Annotated in this window: 18 protein-coding genes and 1 tRNA gene; 7 read left to right on the plus strand and 12 right to left on the minus strand. The window is 63.4% G+C overall.

Annotated elements, in window-relative coordinates; translation table 11 throughout:
- Nucleotides 1-168: 168 nt before the first annotated feature.
- Together BFN03_RS00225 and BFN03_RS00230 are read left to right on the plus strand one after the other, a co-directional pair.
- Entirely contained in the window at nucleotides 169-1,563 is a 1,395-nt protein-coding gene (locus tag BFN03_RS00225; RefSeq protein ID WP_070377315.1) for a GntP family permease, read from the plus strand.
- Between the two features lie 79 nt (nucleotides 1,564-1,642).
- Nucleotides 1,643-2,191: a gluconokinase gene (locus BFN03_RS00230; protein WP_070380472.1), complete on the plus strand. Its 549-nt coding sequence runs from the start codon at nucleotides 1,643-1,645 to the stop codon at nucleotides 2,189-2,191.
- A gap of 2 nt (nucleotides 2,192-2,193) precedes the next feature.
- Here the strand turns inward: BFN03_RS00230 and BFN03_RS00235 are convergent, their stop codons facing one another.
- From BFN03_RS00235 to BFN03_RS00260, 6 genes are all read right to left on the minus strand, one after another.
- A complete protein-coding gene (locus BFN03_RS00235) occupies nucleotides 2,194-3,624 on the minus strand; it encodes an MFS transporter (protein WP_232320381.1) in 1,431 nt (476 codons plus the stop codon).
- 49 nt (nucleotides 3,625-3,673) lie between these two features.
- Nucleotides 3,674-4,513 (minus strand): alpha/beta hydrolase, encoded by an 840-nt coding sequence (locus BFN03_RS00240; RefSeq protein WP_070377317.1) that lies wholly within the window; start codon nucleotides 4,511-4,513, stop codon nucleotides 3,674-3,676.
- A gap of 71 nt (nucleotides 4,514-4,584) precedes the next feature.
- Entirely contained in the window at nucleotides 4,585-6,183 is a 1,599-nt protein-coding gene (locus BFN03_RS00245; protein WP_070377318.1) for a phytoene desaturase family protein, read from the minus strand.
- 128 nt (nucleotides 6,184-6,311) lie between these two features.
- Nucleotides 6,312-6,385, minus strand: a tRNA-Met gene (locus tag BFN03_RS00250).
- Between the two features lie 61 nt (nucleotides 6,386-6,446).
- The gene (locus tag BFN03_RS00255; RefSeq protein ID WP_070377319.1) at nucleotides 6,447-7,085 is read right to left on the minus strand and encodes an LON peptidase substrate-binding domain-containing protein; all 639 of its coding nucleotides are present in this window, start codon (nucleotides 7,083-7,085) and stop codon (nucleotides 6,447-6,449) included.
- The gene (locus BFN03_RS00260; protein ID WP_070377320.1) at nucleotides 7,085-7,558 is read right to left on the minus strand and encodes a DUF309 domain-containing protein; all 474 of its coding nucleotides are present in this window, start codon (nucleotides 7,556-7,558) and stop codon (nucleotides 7,085-7,087) included. Before BFN03_RS00260 ends, BFN03_RS00255 begins: the two co-directional genes overlap by 1 nt.
- 153 nt (nucleotides 7,559-7,711) lie before the next feature.
- Here BFN03_RS00260 and BFN03_RS00265 point away from each other — a divergent pair, with 153 nt between their 5' ends.
- Complete coding sequence (locus BFN03_RS00265; protein ID WP_070377321.1) at nucleotides 7,712-9,127, plus strand: MFS transporter; 1,416 nt, start codon at nucleotides 7,712-7,714, stop codon at nucleotides 9,125-9,127.
- Here BFN03_RS00265 and BFN03_RS00270 read toward each other — a convergent pair.
- The 4 genes from BFN03_RS00270 to BFN03_RS00285 all read right to left on the minus strand — a co-directional run bounded on the left by BFN03_RS00270 (nucleotide 9,094) and on the right by BFN03_RS00285 (nucleotide 14,860).
- The gene (locus tag BFN03_RS00270; RefSeq protein WP_070377322.1) at nucleotides 9,094-10,452 is read right to left on the minus strand and encodes an MFS transporter; all 1,359 of its coding nucleotides are present in this window, start codon (nucleotides 10,450-10,452) and stop codon (nucleotides 9,094-9,096) included. The genes BFN03_RS00265 and BFN03_RS00270 overlap by 34 nt on opposite strands.
- A 138-nt stretch (nucleotides 10,453-10,590) precedes the next feature.
- Entirely contained in the window at nucleotides 10,591-11,940 is a 1,350-nt protein-coding gene (gene phnA, locus BFN03_RS00275) for a phosphonoacetate hydrolase (protein ID WP_070377323.1), read from the minus strand.
- A 261-nt stretch (nucleotides 11,941-12,201) separates the two neighbouring features.
- A complete protein-coding gene (locus BFN03_RS20715; protein ID WP_070377324.1) occupies nucleotides 12,202-14,151 on the minus strand; it encodes an NHL repeat-containing protein in 1,950 nt (649 codons plus the stop codon).
- 97 nt (nucleotides 14,152-14,248) lie between these two features.
- Entirely contained in the window at nucleotides 14,249-14,860 is a 612-nt protein-coding gene (locus tag BFN03_RS00285) for a TetR/AcrR family transcriptional regulator (RefSeq protein WP_070377325.1), read from the minus strand.
- A gap of 141 nt (nucleotides 14,861-15,001) precedes the next feature.
- Here BFN03_RS00285 and BFN03_RS00290 point away from each other — a divergent pair, with 141 nt between their 5' ends.
- Genes BFN03_RS00290 through BFN03_RS00300 form a run of 3 tightly spaced genes read left to right on the plus strand, consistent with a single transcriptional unit; the run spans nucleotide 15,002 to nucleotide 17,759 of the window.
- Nucleotides 15,002-16,147, plus strand: coding sequence for an acyl-CoA dehydrogenase family protein (locus BFN03_RS00290; protein ID WP_070377326.1), 1,146 nt, complete (start codon nucleotides 15,002-15,004; stop codon nucleotides 16,145-16,147).
- Nucleotides 16,148-16,202: 55 nt separating this feature from the next.
- Nucleotides 16,203-16,964 (plus strand): SDR family NAD(P)-dependent oxidoreductase, encoded by a 762-nt coding sequence (locus BFN03_RS00295; protein WP_070377327.1) that lies wholly within the window; start codon nucleotides 16,203-16,205, stop codon nucleotides 16,962-16,964.
- Between the two features lie 45 nt (nucleotides 16,965-17,009).
- Nucleotides 17,010-17,759, plus strand: coding sequence for a TetR/AcrR family transcriptional regulator (locus BFN03_RS00300; protein WP_070377328.1), 750 nt, complete (start codon nucleotides 17,010-17,012; stop codon nucleotides 17,757-17,759).
- Between the two features lie 2 nt (nucleotides 17,760-17,761).
- Here BFN03_RS00300 and BFN03_RS00305 read toward each other — a convergent pair whose 3' ends face one another.
- Nucleotides 17,762-18,229: an SRPBCC family protein gene (locus tag BFN03_RS00305; protein ID WP_070377329.1), complete on the minus strand. Its 468-nt coding sequence runs from the start codon at nucleotides 18,227-18,229 to the stop codon at nucleotides 17,762-17,764.
- 279 nt (nucleotides 18,230-18,508) lie between these two features.
- Here BFN03_RS00305 and BFN03_RS00310 point away from each other — a divergent pair, with 279 nt between their 5' ends.
- On the plus strand, nucleotides 18,509-19,528 hold the full coding sequence (locus tag BFN03_RS00310; protein WP_070377330.1) for a phosphotransferase family protein: 1,020 nt from the start codon (nucleotides 18,509-18,511) through the stop codon (nucleotides 19,526-19,528).
- Between the two features lie 97 nt (nucleotides 19,529-19,625).
- Here BFN03_RS00310 and BFN03_RS00315 read toward each other — a convergent pair whose 3' ends face one another.
- Nucleotides 19,626-20,162, minus strand: coding sequence for a ribulose 1,5-bisphosphate carboxylase large subunit (locus BFN03_RS00315; RefSeq protein ID WP_070377331.1), 537 nt, complete (start codon nucleotides 20,160-20,162; stop codon nucleotides 19,626-19,628).
- Between the last annotated feature and the right edge of the window lie 109 nt (nucleotides 20,163-20,271).

The raw sequence follows: 20,271 nt of genomic DNA on the forward strand, positions 1-20,271 counted from the left end.
CAGCCGATGTTCCCACGGGTGCCTGCTAAACACACACCTACCGGCGAGTCACTATCTACATAGTACTTAATTGAGATACCCATTGAAAAAATATGTTTTATACGGCAGGGTGACCGTAGTCACTCGTCGGGGTCATTTCACGACCGATTCTTCTGGAGCAAACAGCACATGGGTACCGTCTCACTACTCGCCGCGCCCGATGGTGCCGGTGAGGATGCGAGGCTGATCATCGCCGCGGTGGTCGGGGTCGCCGTCATCATCGCGATGATCACCTGGCTGAAGCTGCACCCGTTCCTCGCGCTGTCCATCGGCGCGGTCGGCGTCGGTATTGCCGCAGGCCTGGGCTCCGAGGACTCGGTGATGGCGTTCGTCGAAGGCTTCGGGGCGACCATGGGGAGTGTCGGAATCCTCATCGGATTCGGTGCCATGTTCGGCAAGCTCCTGGCGGATTCGGGTGGCGCCGACCGAGTCGTCGACACGCTCGTCGGACACTCGGGGCCTCGCACCCTGCCATGGACGATGGCGCTGGTCGGTGCGGTGATCGGCTTGCCGATGTTCTTCGAGATCGGTCTCGTGCTGCTGATGCCCGTCATCATTCTCGTCTCGAGGCGATCGGGGCAGCCGCTGATGGTCATCGCGATCCCGACGCTGGCGGGACTGTCTGCCATGCACGGCCTGGTTCCACCCCACCCCGGTCCGCTGATCGCAGTTGCAGCCCTCGATGCCAACCTCGGACTCACCCTCGCGCTGGGGGTCCTCGTTGCCATCCCCACCGTGATCGTCTCCGGCCCGCTGTTCGGCAAGTTGGCTGCGCGCTGGGCCGATGTTCCCGTCCCCGAGTTGTATGTCACCGCAGAGGATCGGGAGGGTGCAGAGGCTGCGGCCCAGCGCCCCCGGCCCGGGTTTGCGGCCACGATCTGTGCGATTCTGCTGCCGGTCGTCCTGATGCTGGGGAAGGCCCTCGCCGATGTCGTCGCCCCCGATTCGGAAGCGACAGCCAAGACTCTCCTTGATTTCCTGGGCACACCGGTCGTAGCGCTCGGGCTTGCGGTGCTCGCCGGAATCGCACTCCTCGGACGCGGCGGCGGTATGGATCGGAGGGCAATTGCTTCCTCGCTCGAGAGCGGGCTTCCGCCGATCGCCGGAATTCTGCTCATCGTCGGTGCGGGGGGCGGATTCAAGCAGGTCCTGATCGACACCGGTATCGCCGATGTGATCGCCCAATTCATCAATGGCAGTGCCATGCCGGTCCTGTTCCTCGCGTGGCTGGTTGCCGTCCTGATCCGCGTCGCTACCGGATCGGCCACCGTAGCGACTGTCACGGCGTCCGGCATCCTGGCGCCGGTTGCGGCCGAGTTGCCGGCGACACACGTTTCGTTGATGGTGTTGGCGATCGGCGCCGGGTCTCTGTTCCTGTCACACGTCAACGACGCCGGATTCTGGTTGGTGAAGGAGTATCTCGGAGTCTCGGTGGTGCAGAACCTGAAGACGTGGACGGTGATGGAATGCATCATCTCCGTTTCCGGACTGGCGGGCGTACTTGCGCTCAGTGTGTTCATCTGAGGAGGTTGAGAATGAGGGGTTGGGAAATTCGAGAAGGGTTGGTGAAATACGTGTGATTGCAGGCGAACTCGAAGGGTGTATGCCAGAGACACCGGATCCGGTTCTGGTACTGATGGGGGTGTCCGGGTGCGGCAAATCAACCGTTGCGGGAATCATCGCCGGCGCTATGGGCTGGGACTTGCAGGAGGGTGACACCCTGCACCCCCCGGAGAACGTCGCGAAGATGGATTCGGGAATTCCCCTGACAGACGATGACCGCCGACCCTGGCTCGAGCTTGTCGCAGCGTGGATTCGGGAGCACACCGACAACGGACTGCCCGGGATCATAACCTGCTCGGCGCTCAAACGTAGCTACCGTGATGTCCTGCGAGGTCCTCACGTCGTGTTCGTGCATCTCACCGGATCACCGGAGAAGATCGGCGAGCGGCTGACCGCCAGGCTCGACCACTTCATGCCCGCCTCGTTGTTGGACACGCAGCTCGCGACCCTCGAGCCGATCGAGCCCGACGAAAACGCCATCGTCGTGGACGTGGGCGGATCACCCGGTCAGGTGGCGGCCGAGATCATTGCGCGTATACGGAGCTTCGGTTGGGGTACCGAGCCGCGGGGCACGGAGAATGCTTCGTAGCTTCAAAGCCTGCTGGTAGTCCTGCCGAGCAACGGTGCGACCGTGATCATCAGTCCCAGTATTGCCACCCCGGTTACGAGCACGAGACCGGGGTAGAACTGATGGAATCCGGCGCCGTCGGCACCACCGGCCGAGTCGGCGTCGATGGCGACCAATGCAGTGGTCAGGGCCAGCACGAGTGCCGCGCCCACTTGCCCGGAAGTCTGCACAAGTCCCGACGCCAATCCTTGTTCGGAGTCTGCGACACCTGCTGTGGCTTGCGCCATGATCGAGGTGAATCCGAACGCAAAGCCGATGCCCAGCAGGATCACGCTCGGGAGGATCGCGACCGCGTACCGGGGATCATCGCTGCCGGAGAAGAGGAACCACACGTAGCCGATGCTGAAGGAGGTCAGGGCCGCGATGGTCATTCGTGCGGTGCCGAAGGCGTCGATCAGGCGTCCGGCGAACGGCGATCCGAGTACCACGATGACGCCGGCGGGGAGCAGTCCGAGCGCCATCTTCAGTGGCGACCAGCCGAGCACCGACTGCAGGAAGATGGTCATCATGAACTGGAAACTGAGGTAGGAGCCGAACAGGGCCATTATGGCGAGGTTCGCCCGCACGATCGATCCGATCCGGAGAAGCCCCAGGCGAACCAACGGGTGGGCCACACGGTTCTCGACGAGGAAGAACAGTGTGAGCAGGACGCCGGCAAGGGCGAAGGAGCCGAGGGTGAGGGGCTCGGTCCAACCGCGTTCCGGCGCCGAGACGACGGCATACACCGCGAGCAGCATCCCCGACACCAGTGTGGCGGCTCCCAGGACGTCGTGTCCGCCGGAATCTGCCGGACGGTCGTGGGGGATCAGAAAGATGGCCGCGATCAGCGTCAGGGCCGCAAAGGGCACCGGCATGAGAAACGTCCAGCGCCAACCCGCGCTGGTCAGCAGTCCACCGAGCATCAGCCCGGAGGAGTATCCGCTGGCTCCGAAGACGGCGAAGATCGACAGAGCCCGGTTGCGGGAAGGCCCCTCCTTGAATGTGGTGGTGAGGATCGACATCGCGGTCGGCGCGGTGAATGCGGCGGCGAGTCCCTTCACGAAACGGCTTGCGATCAGCAACATGCCGTTGTCGACGAGTCCGCCGATCAGAGACGCGATAGCGAATACGGCCAGGGCGACGAGAAACACCCGTCGGCGGCCGAGGAGGTCGGCTGTGCGCCCACCCAACAGCAACAAGCCACCGAATCCGAGAACGTATCCATTGACGATCCACTGCAGAGATGTGGTCGACAGCCCAAGCTCGGACCCGATGGAGGGTAGAGCGACGCCGACCATCGACACGTCGAGACCGTCGAGGAACAGCACCACGCACAACACAGCCAGGACTCCCCAGAGGCGGGGAGTCCAGGTAAGGGTGGAAGATGGGGCTGTGTCGGTGGGGGTGGCGGTCACAGAGACGAAGGTAGGTGCGCGTGGAATCGCTGCGCAAGCGAATTATCGGTCAGCCCTGCACGCGGGGGCGCAGCCACTCCACTAGATCGTCGAGCACCTTCTCGTTCTCAGGTTCGTTGAACACCTCGTGATACAGGTTCTCGTAGATATCGACGGTGAGATCCTCGGACCCGGCGTACTCGGCGATCATTTCGGTGCCGTGAACGCTCACGAGTCCGTCTTCTCGGCCGTGCTGGAGTAGTAGTGGCAGCTTCAGCGACGGGAGGCGCTTCGGTAGCTGCTCGGCAGCGAGGATCATTCCCCGAGCGATACCGGCGGGGATCTTCCCGTGGTGAACGAGAGGATCCTCTTCGTAAGCTGCCACCACGGCTGGGTCGCGGGAGACCAGCTTCGCATCGAGTGATTCCACGGGCACTCCGGGCAGGAATCGGCCCACCACTTTGCCGATTTCGATCACAATGGGTGACTTCCCGGTCGTTACGTCGACCGCCGGTCCGGACAGCATCAGGGCCTGTAGATCTTGCTGATGATCGAGTGCGTAGGTCAGTGCGATTGCACCGCCCATACTGTGCCCGAGCAGGAACCGGTCGGCCCCGGGCCAGTCCTTCGCCACGATGCCGAACAGCTGGTGCAGATCGTCGGTGAAATCGGACCAGTCCTTCAGTAACACGCGCTTGCCGCCCGACCGTCCGTGGCCGCGGTGATCGGGCGCATAGATCGCAAGATCGAGTTCTCCGAGTCGCTTGACCACATGGTCGTAGCGCCGGGCATGCTCACCGAGGCCGTGGCACAGCACCAGCACGCCCCGCGGCGGTCCCTCGGGGAGCCATACGTCGTAGACGATCGGGACTCCCCCGACGCCGGTGAAGGATGATTCTCGATGTTGCATGCCGCCCCTCCGTGGACCGAATTCGAACGAATCCGATCATTGCACGGTCTGACGCACCCGCAATGGCAGATCTAGGGGATTGGCCCGTTCGACAGCAGATTGGTAACAGCGCTCGAGGTGCGCCGCCGCAGCCATCCGCGCGGTCCGTGCTCGCCGAGCGCGGCACGAGCGGCGTTCAGTCCCGATACTCCGTGGACCCCGCCACCCGGATGGGCCGAGGCACTGCCCAGGTAGAGACCGGCGATCGGGGTTTCCGACCGCGAGGTGCCCGGTCCGGGACGGAAGATCAGTTGCTGATGAAGCTGCGCTGTGCCACCGCCCACCGCGCCCGACACCAAGTTCACGTTTGCTGCTTCGAGGTCCGAGGGACGCTGGATCACCCGTCCGACAATCCGATCTCCGAAACCCGGTGCGTGCGCCTCGAGGACCTCGTCCACCCGGCTCGCCAGCAGATCGGCGGATACGTCATCGGCAACACCGCGTGGTAGATGCGTGTATGCCCAAGCGCTTTCGGTGCCTTTCGGTGATCGCGACGGGTCGGCGGTGGTCATCTGACCGAAGAGCAGGAAGGGTGCGGCAGGGATGACGCCGGTGGTGAGGTCGGCCATCCAGTGCACGAGACCGTCGGCGTCGGCACCCAGATGGACGGTACCCGCGTCTCTCAGGCTGGGTGAGCGCCACGGGATCTTTTGGGAAAGAGCGTAATTGACCTTGACGACGGGGGTGTCCCACTCGAAGTGCTCGATGTCGGCTCGCACGCGGGCAGGAACGACGTCCTCCGGAAGTAGAGACCCGTACAGGGCGGGTGCCGAGACATCGGCGATCACGGCGCGACGTGCTCTGTATCGGTCGCCCGAGGCGGTCCTGACGCCCACCGCCCGACCCGACCGCACCTCGATCTCCGTGACGGCGTCGTCGTAGTGGAACTGAGCACCGGAGTATTCGGCCCTGCGTACCATCGCGGCCGACAGCTCTCCCGCTCCGCCGGCCGGTACCGGATACCCGCCGTCCTGAGCGAGCATTGTGAGCAGGTATCCCATGAAGCCGCTGCCCGGCGCATCCGAGGGGATATCGGCGTGCATCGCGTTGCCCAGCAACAGAAGTCGAGCGGCGTCGCCGCGAAACAACTCGTGAGCCATACGACGGGCGGGAAGGAGCAGGAACCTGGTAAGCCGTAGTGTGTCCGCGGCGCCGAGTCGCCGGAGCAGGCGACTCGGACCGCGGACCGGCGGAAACGGGCTGAAGAGAGTGCGAAGCAGAGGTTCCTTGATGTCGTGCCACTGCTCGACGAGTGCTTGCCACGCACCACCGTCGCCCGTGTGGCCGCGTTCGAGATCTGCGGCCGTGTCAGCGGGTTCCGACCGGATCACAGGTGCGTTCTCGTCGGCGGCGGAACGGGCATGACCGAGTGTGATGGGCGCACGGGTCCAGCGCAGTCCGTGCGACTCGAGGTCGAGACTCCGGAGGGCGGGCGACACCGTGGACAGCGGATAGAACGCGCTGAACAGGTCCGAGACGTACCCGGGGACGAGTTCTGCACTTCGAACCGCGCCACCCGGTGCGGGTTGTGCCTCGACCACCGCGACGTCCCACCCGGCATCGGCCAGGACGGCCGCTGCGACGAGGCCGTTGGGTCCCGCGCCGATGACCACTGCGTCGACGGTGTTCACTCGACCAGACTTTCAGACCGAACTGCCGGCCCGCCAGCTCTTCGAAGGATCTCGGTGTGACTTGCGCGAATGGGCCGCTGAACCAAAAAGCGACTCCGGAGAAACCAACTTCTCCGGAGTCGCTGTAGTAGCGGGGACAGGATTTGAACCTGCGACCTCTGGGTTATGAGCCCAGCGAGCTACCGAGCTGCTCCACCCCGCGCTGCGCCCACAACAGTACACCGTTCACTGGCCGCTCTCGACCAACTGGCGAGAGGGTTATGTCACATCAGCCGGAACCGGACCATTTCGATGGCATTCTCGGTTACCTCGGAGACTTCCGCTAGTCGTTCGCCTCCCCCGGCAGCAGCGAGAATGCCGTGGCGGTCGGCGTCGCCCATCGGAATGTACGTGGCGATCTCGAACAGTTTCGCGCCCAGATCGCCCTGCAAATCCTGGATATCAGGGATGTCGGGGGCGATATTGCCGGTTTCGGCTGCGAGTCTGCCGAGTAGGTCGTACAAGAACTCGACTCTGTCTATGAGAGAACGATATTCGGCATCCGTGGTATGGATGCCGGAGTTCTCGTCCGGCCACAGGTCGACCTCGGCGATCGGATAGGGGTTGTCCGGCAACCACTTCGAGACCTTGATACGTTCTCGGGTGCGGCAGAACAGTTCGTATCGCCCGTCACCGATCGCGACATGGGACTCGATCCGGGCCAGGGTGCCGACGTCGTGGCGGACGTCACCGCCGCCGATCTCGGTGCCGCGCGCGATGAGAACGACCCCGAACAGGGGGTCGCCGGGAGCATCGAGGCAGTCGCGGACGAGTTGTTGGTAGCGATGCTCGAACACGTGGAGGGGAAGTGGCTGACCGGGCAGCATGGCCAATCCCAGCGGGAACATGGGGAGTACGAACATCACGGGATTCTCAACCGAGGTATCGGCGTCGCCGGTAGAGGGTCGATGCGGTCGATTTCGTCGGTGAGGTGTTCCGACCATGTCAGGAGTCCTGCGATGTCGAGGCCGTGTGGCGCCGACACTTCGTAGTGTCGGATCCGGTCGTGTCCTTGGCGCAACAGGGAGCGTGCGCCAGTCCTGTTGCCGCGCATCAGATGGGTGAGTCCAACCGCGAGCTGCGCGAGACCCTGCCACAGTTCCCGTTCGTCTTCGGGCGCTATCTTCCACGTACCTTCGAGGACTTCGTGGGCATGGAACGGCTGTCCATGGTCGAGGAGTCGCTGGGCCTCGGTGATCGCCTCGTCAGGTTGAAGCCGCAGGTCGTCGGGGATTCGCGGAACTCCCTCGGCGTCGTGCGGCAGGGGGCGACCGAGTTCGTCCCGCGGGCGCGCGTTGAGGGGTCTGCCCGCATTGTCCCTGTCCCGATCGGCCATGCGGTAAGGGTAACGCCGAAGCCGCATCGTGCTGAAGATCGGACCGTTGCCTTGCCGGAGATCCGAACCCGTCCTAGTATTTGTTTCGTATGGCAAGATAACTTTCTCATTGGGTGAGATGTAGCTGGGGGCACTGCGGAAGAGCGATTACTGATGGCTGACCTCCAGGGTTCTTTTCGGGGAGTCCCGACGATCGCCGCTCGGATGGATCGTCTGCCGATCACCCGGCACCATCGGTGGCTGACGGTGGCGATCGGGCTCGGCCTGTTTTTCGATATCTACGAGATCTTCTTGGCCGGGGTGCTCGGAAGTGTGCTGCGTGAGGACTTTCATCTGAGTGCTTCGCGGTTGCCGCTCCTGCTGTCGTCAGCCTTTCTGGGAATGTTCATCGGTGCGCTGTGCATCGGGCGCCTGGCCGACGTGCTCGGGCGTCGCCGAGCGTTCCTGCTGAGCCTCGGCATCTACTCCGCGTTTTCCCTGCTCGCTGCGTTCAGCGTCGGGCCGGCGATGCTGGTGGTTACCCGGTTCATGGCCGGCATCGGGATCGGTGCCGAGCCCCCGGTGTCGGATACATACCTCGGTGATCTGTTGCCGGCCCAGAGCCGGGGACGCTATACGGCGTGGGCCTACACGCTGTCGTTCTTCGGCGTGCCCGCATCGGGATTCCTTGCCCACTGGCTGGTGCCCCTGGCGCCCTTCGGCCTTGCGGGGTGGCGGTGGATGTTCGTGATCGGAGCACTCGGCGCGGTGATCGTGTTAGCGCTGAGGACGGTTCTTCCGGAGTCACCTCGCTGGCTCGAGGCGACCGGGCGCACCGCCGAGGCCGACGCCATCGTGCGCCGCTTCGAGTCGCAAGCCATCGCAGAGGGAAATGTGCTGTCGCATCCGGACGACAGGCGGATCGTCGCTGATTCGGGGACCGGGGCGTTGCGGAACCTCTTCGTGGCGCCCTATCTCAGGCGGACAGTGATGATGTCGGTTTTCCAAATGCTGCAGACCTGGGGCTATTACGGGTTCGGCACTCTCGTACCTCTGGTGTTGGTGGCGAAGGGATTTCCGGTCGTGGACTCTCTGCTGTTCAGCGCGGTCACCTTCATCGGCTACCCGGTGGGGTCGGCATTGTCGATCCCCATCGTCGAGCGGATCGAGCGCAAGTTCCTGGTGATGGGTTCGGGGATTGTGATGGCAGTCTTCGGGCTGGCATTCGGCTTCGCGGACGCGACCTGGGTGATCTTGTTGTTCGGGTTCCTCTACACCGCGGTGTCGAATCTGTTTTCCAACGCGTCTCACATTTACCTGGCTGAGATCTTTCCCACGGGGTTGCGCGGAACGGCCGCCAGCGGTACCTACTCGCTGTCCCGGCTCTCCAGCGCTGCGATGCCGTTCATTCTGGTGCCACTGCTCGATCACGCAGGCGCGGGGACTCTGTTCGCGGTGGTCGCGGGGGCCTTGATCGCGATGGCTCTGGACATCGGGCTACTCGGGCCGCGCACCACCGGCCGCGCGCTCGAATCGGTCAATTCAGCCCCGCCCGCTCAGGCTGCGAGCTCTCGACTCGGGGGCCGGTGACGGATCGTCAGGGTTGCCAGCGCGCTCACGAGGCAGCATGCAGCGACGATGGGGAAGATGTAACTGGTCTTTCCGGTCACGTCCATGATGTACCCGGTTATCGGTGAGGCCGCACCGGCAAACAGGTAGGCGAAGAAGTTCACTACGCCGATCGCGGTACCGGCAACCTTGGTGCCGGAAATGTCGACGGTGAGTGCCCAGAACGACGATTGCGGGCCGTAGACGAAGAACCCGGTGAGGAAGAGCACGATCATCCCCGTGGTGATACCGAGGGGAGCGGCATACATCGTTATCGACGCCATGGCCCCGATGACGGTGAACAAGATGATCGGCAGATCGCGGCGCGAGCCGAAGAGCCGGTCCGATATTTCTCCGTTGACCAGGGCTCCCACCGCCATGCCGATCGGCAGCGCGACGGAGGTCCACACCGGGCTGATACCGCCGTCGCCGTGGGGTGAATCTGTCGAGAGAAAGTACACGGGCACCCAGGTCAGGAGGCCGTAGCGGGCGGCGTTCAAGAATCCGATCGCGAATCCCGTCGACCAGATTCTGGGGTTCGACAGCACATGGGCGTACCGGGACAGCGATGACTCCCCGAGGCGTGCATCCTCTTCGGTGGTGTCCTCGTCGCTGGTGTCGGTGTTCGTGATCGCCTCGTGCTCGACCGTCAGTTCCTTGGTGAAGTGCTTGGGCGGAACGATTTTCGCGCTGTCCGGAGATTCGCGGGACAGTAAGTAGAAGACGATCCCACCGACGAGCATGAGAAGCACGGGAACGCGGAAGATCCATTCCCAGTCCAGATGAAGGGTGTCCACGACGATGGTGGATGTCAGGTAGGCCACCACCGATGCCACCCCGCCCGCGAATGTGTAGAAGCCGAAACTGCGCCCCCGCTCGCTCGGCGCCCACCAGTTCGAGATGACTCGCCCGCCTGCCGTCCACCCCATCGCCTGTGCATAGCCGTTGGCCGCCCATGCCGCCCCCAGACTCAACGGGCCGATCGCGAAGCTGGTCACCCAGTTCAAGGCGGTAGACAAGACTGTTCCGGCGGTCATCACCCTCCGGCCGCCGATCTTGTCGACTATGTTTCCGTTGATAATCTGCCCGATCGCGTACGTCCACAGCAGGAGTCCGCTGATAGCCCCCAGCACTTCTTTGCTCAGGCCCAACTCGGCTTCGATTCCGGGTATCGCGAACCCGAACGTTTGCCGGCCGGTATAGAAGAAGGCGTAGCAGAACATGGTTGCAAGCAACATTCGCCACTGCAGCCCGCGGAACTTCTTGTCGGTCACCGGATCTGCAATGCGCGATTCTTTGAGGGTCATGTGCTTCGCTACCTAGGTCTCGAGAGGAATCAACTCTGTTCGCCAGTCTTGGCATCGCGCGAGAAACTCGCGTTGTGGAAGGACAGTTCGACCGCCAGGCAGTCAAATTGCCGGGCAGCGTCTTTCGTGAGATCGGTACTAGACCAGGGAAGCCCTGGTGGGTTTGCGACGGCTGAGTGCAGTTGTGGCGACCCAGAATGCGTCGTAGTTGTGTACGCGGGCCGAGCTGCCGAGGTGGGTGTCGACTGGCTCCGGTTGTTCGAGTTGTCGGTTGATTACGAACGGAATGTTCAGTTCGCCCAGCGCCCCGTGCGAGCGCAGCGGGGCATCGAGTTGGGTCAGATCGTGCCACTGCGCAAACCGCCCGACAGCGGTGTTCTTCTCGGCCAGTACGACGAGGTCGCCGATCCGATCGGCAGGCAGCTCGTAGCGGTCGGCTGCCTCCTGACGCCTGTGCACCGCCTCGATGCCATCGATACCGGCCAGCGCCTGGGCGACGGCATCTACGTCGGTGCCCGGGGGGAGGTACACGCTCGCGAACGAGCCGAGCGCGCCGTGGTGAACGGTGTACGGGTCGGTGATCGGAAGGATCACCCGCACGTCCTCCGATGGAGAGCCGAGCCCGGCAAGAATGCCCTTGACCTCGTCTTCGACGAAGATGACGTTGGGTGCGCCGTCCGACAGCGACTTCGCACTCATGCCATGGTCGGCGGTGATCACGACGATGGCCCCAAGCGCATCGAGCTCGCTCGCATACCGGTCGATCATTTCGTAGAACGCATCCGCGACCTCGGTGCCGGGTGCGTTCTTGTGCTGGATGTAGTCGGTCAGGGTCAGGTACATCAGGTCCGGCTTGCGAGCCTCGAGGATCTTGACGCCCGCAGCGAGTACGAACTCGCTCAGGTCGGCCGAATACACTTCGGGGAGCGGTCGATCCACCAGACTCAGGACGTCGCCGATGCCGTTCGCTTCGACGGTTGCCTGGTCGGCCTTCTCGGCCGAAAAGCAGATGCCGCGCCGAGATGGGGCAGTCATTCCTGGCGTGCCGTCGAGATTTGGCCCCTCTTCGACGAGCCCTGCGCCGAGCAGGCGCCGAAGCTTGTCCTTGGCGGTGACAACGGCGACGTCTAGGCCCGCCTCGTTGGCGGCCGCGAAGATGGTCGGGATTCGCAGGAACTTCTTGTCGTTCATCAACACTTCTTCGCCGGTCTCGGTGTCGAAGATGTAGTTTCCGCTGATGCCGTGATACTTGGGCGGACGTCCGGTAGCGATCGAGATGTTGTTGGGGTTGGTCAGTGCGGGCATCGCGCAGTGCGCGGGGATGTACGTACCGCCATCTGCCAGTGTCGCTTCGAGCCAAGGCATTCGCCGCGCCTCGATCGCCTTCAGGTGATACTCCGGTTCGCTGCCGTCGATGCAGATGACCACCACGGGCGTGTCGGGAACGATGTATTCGCGGCCGTTGACGCTGAAGGACTTTTCGGGCATTTGAATCTCCTCGCGATGGAAGCTACGAGTCGCTTACACGGCGCTGCCTTCACGCCCGACCGAAGAGGTCGCATGTAAGTGTTGGCTCTGGCCTGCCACTGTGCGCTCTTGTTTGGCGGCGCGCAAGTAAAACTTTTGACACTCATGGGCAACAAGCCGTGATCAGGTGCTTTGCCAATCGGCGGTCACCACTTCGCCGGGCCTGAAGAACATACGCGCGAGAATGTTGCCGCGCGTACGCACCGCCACGGTCGGCGTGCGTCAGTTCGCGGGGGCGGTCGATTGCAGAGGTGCCGCGAGGCCTACGTACGCCACGATCTCATGGCCTCCAGGGTTCGTCTGGATCGGAACTTCCAACCAGTTGTTTGCCAGCCAGACGTTGCCGGACGGGTCTACCGCGACCCCGGTGTTCCGCTCGAGCCCATCGAACGGATATCCGGTGACGGCAGGTGAGATCGGGTCACCGCTTGCCATCCCGGGCGGGCATGTGGATACGTCTGCGCCACAGAAGTTCGACAGCCTTTTACCGCCGAAGTTCGCCACCCAGACGTTGCCGTCGCCGTCGGTGGCGATTCCCCACGGAATGGTCAATCCACCGCCCATGTACGGCCCGCCCCGCACCGTCCCGTCCGGATTCAACAGGGTGATCGAAGCGATTCCCGGAGAGAGACCGGGGATGTCCGGGCAGGGCAGCTGCACGATGCCAGAGTTGGCAACCCACACGTTCCCGGCTGCGTCGCTCGCGATGCCCATCGGATTGTTCATTCCACCGCCGGTGACGGGGGAGTGCGGCAGCGCAGTTCCGTCTCTGTCGAGCACTGCCACCGAGTGGCTGCGCATCCCGGTCGCGAATACGTGACTGCCGTTGTCCACCATGCCGAACGGGCGCTGCAGGCCCACGTCGAGGGTTTCGGCTCGACTCGGGTCGCCATTCGGGTATCTGGTCAGCGTGTTCGAACCACAGTTCGCCATCCAGATGTTCCCGTCAGGATCGGCAATCGTTCCCTGCGGCCAGTCGATTGCACCCGCAGTGAAACCCTCTGGGGGAGAAAGTGGCTGACCGTCCGAGGTGAACTTCGAGACGCTGTTGTGCGGTGGCTGCTGGTCCTCGGGGCATCCGGGAGGCTGTGCGGCGAATCCGTAGTTGCCCACCCAGACGTCTCCGTTCGGGTCGATGGTTATCCCGAATCCGGCCCCGCTCAGGCCACCACCGGAGTACGGCGAACCGGGGACGAACTGGCCTGTCGGGCTGAACTTGAACAGTAAGTCACTGCCGCACACTGGAACCCGAGGGTCGGCGTTGTACTGGTAGTTGTTGTTCACCCAGATGTAGCCGTCCTCGTCGATTGCGAAATTGCCGGGACCAGCGAGCGAGCGCCCGTCACCGTTGAATCGGAGGGCCAGGGTCCATGCTGCCGGCGGGAGGTCGAGCGCGGGGAGATACGCCCGGGGTGGAAGCATCGAGATGCCGAACAGGGGCAGAACGGCATTCGCTGGGCCGCGGGCGATCTCGGACATCGCGCGGAATGTGTCGACGGGACGTGGCTGCCCCGGCGCGGTTGCCGCGTCCAGCAGTGCGTCACAGGGCATCCGCATCGAGACACACGCGCCCAGCATGTTCGACAACGAATTGAAGGCCGCCAACGTGGAGGTCTCGCCGCCATTGGGAGGCGAGAGCAGTACGGCTCCGAGATCACCCGCCTCGACGTCCACGAGGTTGTGCACCATCCCTGCCGCGTTGGTGATTCCCGGGTTCGATCCGGAGATTCCCTCTGCTGAGACGAATTGAGCCATCGCGAAAGAGGAGGCCACGGTGGTTCTCTCGTTGACTACCACATCTGCCGGCCAAGACCCGCTGCCGAGCACGCTCGCGAGCACGAGGGAAGCGGGATCGGACCGAACCGTGTTCTCCGCGAGCAGATACAGGACCGAACCCGGTGGCCGCGGGCTGTCCAGATTCACGACGAAGCGTCCGTCGGTGTCGGTTGTTCCACTGCCGAGCGCCTGCGCTGGTCGCCCGCTGTCGTCCCCCGCACTCCACGCGGTGACCGCAAAGGATTCGAGCGGACCGCCGGCGCCCCGGACGTGTCCGGAGATGGTGCCGAGCCCGGCTGATACCGTTGACGGAACGGTGACGGGGACGGTCATTGCGCCGAGTAGCAGCGCGGCGGTGGAGGCAACGAAGCTGAACGAGCGGAATCCGTGCGCCATGAGATCCTCCGTCAGAATGCAATGCTCTGATGGTGATGTGCTCGAGCGTTGATCACAGAGTACGCGTGGGTACCAGGAGATTTGGCGAGAACGCCTTTCACGGTTCGCGTTGGCGTGCACCCACCATGCGGATGGCGAGGTCTGCATAGAGGTCGGCAACGACCTTCGGTTCGGTGTACGCACCTGCCGGGAACCAGCGGCACACGTCAACGCATAGTGACATGAGGGCCAGCGTGACTCCCTCGCTGTCGGGCACCGTGAATTCGCCGGATGCGGACCCGGCATCGACGACAGCTCGAACGATGTGGGTGATTTCCCGGCGCAATCTGACAACCTCGCGGTAGTGCTCCGGGGTGAGGGCATTGAGTTCGTATTGCACCACGCGAGCCTGCGCGTGATGGGTGGCCTGCCACTCGGCGAAGGCGCCGATCAGCGCCCGCAGCCTCGCCGACGGGAGTTCGTCGGGGCGGTCTGCGCTGGTCAGGACATCGAGTGTGGCGGTATGGCCTTCATAGCTGATCGCAAAGAGTAGTTCTTCCTTGGACCGGTAGTGCGGGTACATCGCTGCGGGGCTCATTCCCAGCCGCGCGGCAATCTCGCGGGTCGTGGTACCGCCGTAACCACTGGTCGCAAACGCGTCGGCGGCGGCGGCGCGGATACGGGCGGCAGCCTTGGACGGGCTGATCACCCGGTTCGGTGATTCGCGCATGGCGTTCTCCGTCCTCGATTGCTCGGGTGTTGACAATACCGCTCCACTCCCTTCAGTATAAGCAAATGCTTATTAAATAAGCACCCGCTTACATGGTTTGAACATGCACTACAGAAACATCCGATTGAAAGAGGAGCGGTCATGCGACGCACCCTGTACGGCCCCGATCACGAGGCATTCCGCGAATCGGTCCGGGAGTTCGTGAACCGCAACGTTCTGCCGGTGGCCGACAAGTTGATCGAGCAGCGTTTCATCGACCGCGAGATTTGGCTCGAAGCAGGACGCAACGGCTTTCTCGGCCTCGAGGTGCCCGAGCAGTACGGCGGCAGCGAGGCCGGTGACTATCGGTTCAACGCCGTGCTCGCCGAGGAGCTCTCCCGCGCCAGCGGGGCCGTGTCGTCGAGTTTCGGCATTCACGCCGACATTGTCGCCCCGTACCTGGTCCAGCTGACCACCGAGGAGCAGAAGCAGCGCTGGCTGCCGAAGTTCTGCACGGGAGAGATGATCACCGCGATCGGCATGACCGAGCCCTCCGGCGGATCAGACCTCGCAGCGCTGAAGACGACTGCGGTCCGGGACGGCGACGACTGGATCATCAACGGGTCGAAGACGTTCATCACCAACGGCTACAACGCCGATCTGGTGATAGTCGCAGCGCGCACCAGCCCCGAGAAGAAGGCCAAGGGCATCACCCTCTTCGTCGTCGAGACCGGCATGGAGGGCTTCGAGCGTGGCCGCAAGCTCGACAAGGTGGGTCAGCACGAGTCGGACACGGCCGAGCTGTTCTTCGAGAACGTGCGGGTGCCGTCAGCGAACATCATCGGCGAGATCGATCGCGGGTTCATCCACATGATGGAGATGCTCCCGCAAGAACGCGTCGGCGCCGGCGTGGCGAACATCGCGCACGCCGCGGCCATTCTCGAGGAGACCGTTCAGTACGCCAAGGACCGCAAGGCATTCGGTCAGCCGATCGGCTCCATGCAGTGGAACAAATTCCTTCTCGCGGACTTGGTTACCCGCGTCGAGGTCACCCAGGCCTTCGTCGACAACTGCGTCGCCGCGCATGCCGACGGAGAACTGACCGCTGTCGATGCGGCAAAGGCCAAGTGGTGGACCGCCCAGGTGCAGAACGAGGTCCTCGACCACTGCGTCCAACTGCACGGTGGCTATGGGTTCATGACGGAGTACCGTGTCGCTCGTGCGTGGATGGATGCGCGGGTCACCAAGATCTGGGCGGGGTCCAACGAGATCATGAAGGAATTGATCGGTCGCGATCTCGGACTCTGACCAATCCGCCCCTGACCTACGAATTCTGCAGTTCGACATCTAAGGAGTCGCCTCAATGTCCGTTCTCGACAAGTTCGCCTTGACCGATCGAGTGGTCGTGGTAACCGGCGCGTCGTCGGGTCTCGGGGTCGCGTTCGCGCAGGCCGCGGCCGAGGCCGGCGCCGACGTGGTGCTCGCCGCACGCCGCACCGACCGTCTCGAGGAAACCGCGCAGCTGGTTCGGGAGGCGGGACGCAAGGCGCTGTGCGTCGCAACGGACATCACCGACCCTGCTCAGGCGCAGAACATGATCGACAAGGGCATGGAGGAGTTCGGCCGTGTGGACGTACTCGTCAACAATGCGGGAGTGGGCACGGCCGTCCCTGCTACGCGGGAGACGCCGGACCAGTTCCGGCAGGTAGTCGACATCAATCTCAATGGCTCGTACTGGGCGGCGCAGGCGGCAGGCAAGGTCATGAAGCCGGGCAGTGCCATCGTCAACATCGCCAGCGTGCTCGGCATCACTACCGCGGGACTTCCGCAGGCCGCGTATGCCGCAAGCAAGGCTGGGGTCATCGGTCTCACCCGCGACCTCGCACAGCAGTGGGGTTCTCGGAAGGGGATTCGCGTCAACGCGATCGCTCCCGGATTCTTCGAGACGGAGATGACGGCGCAGTACCAGGACGGGTACCTCGAAGCGATGAAGCCACGACTTGTTCTCGGTCGTCTGGGTGACCCGGCAGAACTGGCCGCGACTGTGGTCTGGCTCGCTTCCGATGCCGCTGCTTACGTCACCGGTCAGACGATTGCGGTGGACGGCGGTATCACCATCACCTGAGCGTCGAGTTTGGGCGCGTCTGTCAATTTGGCGTATAAGTGGGGAATGACCATTCACATCGTCGAAGAAGACTGGGACGACCAGCCGGCCCCGTCGATGGCGGCAACCGGTCTACTGCGTGAACCCCCGGCCACTCCCCGCGGGGCACGCACCCGAGCGGCGCTCGTGGCGGCTGCGAGGACCGTATTCGAGCGTTCGGGATACCTCGACGCCAGGCTCACCGACATTACGAGGGAAGCCAACTGCTCGACGGGGTCGTTCTACACCTACTTCGACAACAAAGAGCAGATCTTCGCGGCGGTGCTCGAGGTGGCTCAGGAAGACATGATGCACCCGGGCATGAAGCGGGTGCAGGATGCGGACGATCCCTACGCCGTACTGGAGGCCAGCAACCGCGCCTACCTGGAGGCGTATCGGCGCAATGCCAGGTTGATGGGCCTGCTCGAGCAGGTAGCGCATATCGATCCGAATTTCGCGGTTCTGCGGCGCAAGCGTGCGGACGCGTTCATTGCGCGCAACGCTCGCGGAATCGCAGAACTGCAGGCGCGGGGCATCGCAGACAAGGAACTCGATCCCGTACTGACCTCTCGGGCGCTGTCGGGCATGGTCAGTCGGCTGGCGTACAACGTCTTCGTCGCCGAGAGAGACAGGGCCGCCGAGAGAGACAGGGCCGCAGAGAGAGGCAGGGTCGCTGAAGGAGACCGAGACACCGTGACCCCCGTCGACTTCGAAGACGTCGTGTTCACCACGACACGTATCTGGGCAAACGCCCTGAGATTCCCGGAACGGGACTGAGTTCACCGCGACCCAGGCGCCCGGTTCGAATACAGCTCCTCGAGGTTGTTCCGCAAGGTCACCTCGGAGTTCTTCACGGCTGTTTCGATGAACGGTTCGACGATGAGACCGAGTGCCTTGCCGGCCAGGCCGCCGGGAAGCCGGTAGGCGAAGTCCACGCTGATCTCGGTCCTGGCCTCACTCAAAGGGGTGAACTCCCAGGTGGAGGAACTGGCAGAGCCGTCGAGTGACGCCAGGGTGATCACGCGGTCCCGCTCCCACTCGGTCACCTCGAGCCGTGACCGTAGCGTGCTGGGGCCGATATGTATCGTCGCGTCGAACGTCGACTCCAACCCCTGATCGAACTCCCCGGTTGGGTTGAACTCAGAGACACCGAACATCCAGTCCGGGACAGTCCTGTAGTCGTCGATGTATGCGAACGCGACGTCGAGCGGAACGGCAGCGATCGCGGAGTGACGTACGTGGATCATGGGGTGGCCCCTGGCTCTCTGTCGGAGAAGGCCGTCGAACGGCGGCCGCGGCCGCCAGGTGACTCTCTGGGCGACCTGGTTCGACTCTAGTCATCTCGAACGACCACGTCAGGACGTCTGGGTATCAGTATTGACAGTATGACCCTGGGCGCTCTCAGGAAGCACGCCTGCGCGGGTAACCCAGGCCCTTGACCGGGCCGAGCCCGATGTGGAACGGTCGTCCTTCAGCGGTGGACAAGATCAGTCGGTTGCGGAACGCTCCAATGGGTGGAGGATTGTGTGGTGATCGGCCTGGATCTTCCTGCCCTGCAGAACTTTCTGTCCGAGTCGGGTGCCATGCTCCACGGAGAGTTGCGAGCCGACTTGATCTCGGGAGGCAAGTCCAACCTCACCTACGTCATCTACGACGACGCCTCGAAGTGGGTTTTGCGAAGGCCGCCCACTGCAGGACTCACACCTTCCGCGCACGATGTGGCACGCGAGTTCCGGATCACCTCCGCGCTGCAAGGTACCGATGTCCCGGTGGCCGCCACGGTGGCGCTGTGTGAGGACAACACCGTGATTGGCGCTCCATTCAGTGTCGTCGAGTATGTCGTGGGGCAGGTGATCCGGACCAAAGTTGATCTCGAAGCGCTTTCCGACGCCGAGATCGAGTCATGTGTGAACACATTGGTCAACGTGATCGGGGCGCTTCACAACGTGGACTACGAAGCTGCCGGATTGGGCCGATTCGGCCGCCCGGACGGCTACGTGGCTCGGCAGGTGGAGTTGTGGGCGAACCAATGGAACAGGGTCAAGTCGGGTGATTGCGCAGATATCGATCGTCTCTACGCCGCATTGACGGAATCGATTCCCGCCCTTTCCGAGTCGTCCATCGTGCACGGCGACTATCGGATCGACAACACAATCCTCGCGATCGATGACGTGAGCGCGGTTGCAGCGGTGGTGGACTGGGAACTGTCGACGCTGGGCGACCCGCTCACCGATGTCGCGCTGATGTGCGTCTACCGGAATCCGGCACTCGATCTGGTGATCGGTGAACCCGCGGCGTGGACGAGTTCACGGCTGCCGGCACCCGACGATCTGGCGCAGCGCTATTCCGCGGCCACGGGGCGGGAGTTGGTCAATTGGCACTTCTACATAGGGCTCGCCAACTTCAAGCTCGCCGTGATCGCAGAGGGGATCAATCATCGCTACCGTGTCGGTGCCACTCGTGGTGAGGGTTTCGACAAGGCCGGCGAGGCGGTACCCGAATTCCTCGCCGCAGGTCTGCGAGCGTTGCGCGGAAAGGCCATATGAACTGCGCGGCAGGTGCTTTCGATTCTCGAATGTGCCTCTCGTTATGGTGTATTCGCTCCACAGGCGGGCGTTGCGACCACTGCGTCTAGCCGCTGTCTCAGTAATCCCCACGCTTGCGGAAGTACTTGAAGCTCGGGACCCCGTGGATCGACTGACGTATTCCCCGGACCTCCGCGAGGAGCTGATGGATCTCGGGTGAGACCGTGCCGAGTGTGGTAAGTACCGGTATCAGGCCTTCCATACGCAACGTCAGTTCGGGCAGATGGTTCACCAACTCGATGGTTGCGTCGATCTCTTCCTCGGATAACTCTTCCATGATCCGCTCCGCCATCGGGGCGGCCTTGTGCGCGAGTGGTTCGTAGATGGTGATCAGGGCCTGTGCGGATGCGGATGCCTCTGCTGCCGTGGCAACGACGGCAGCTGCACCGTTTGCGACCGCGTTCGCCCTGGCCACAGCCGCCTCGGCGCCGAGGCAGATCGCCTCGATGCGGGCGACGAGCGCCTCGACCTGGTCGAGCAGACTGCCGATCCGTCCCGGGAGAGAGACTATGAGTCCGGCGGTGTCCACCGAGTATCGGGCGAGATCGGTGACGGCATGTACCAGATTGCGGGGGCGGCGCTGAACGAGGAGCATTTGCCCATCCTGCCTGACACCGAGCGGTGCGAGGGCGAACTTGCGATCTCACGTTTTGCCTGCGGCGGGCGTCTACCTGTTAGAGGCCCGTACACCTGGAAGGATGGAC

It is taken from the genome of Rhodococcus sp. WMMA185 (genome assembly GCF_001767395.1).
Classification (GTDB): domain Bacteria; phylum Actinomycetota; class Actinomycetes; order Mycobacteriales; family Mycobacteriaceae; genus Rhodococcus_F.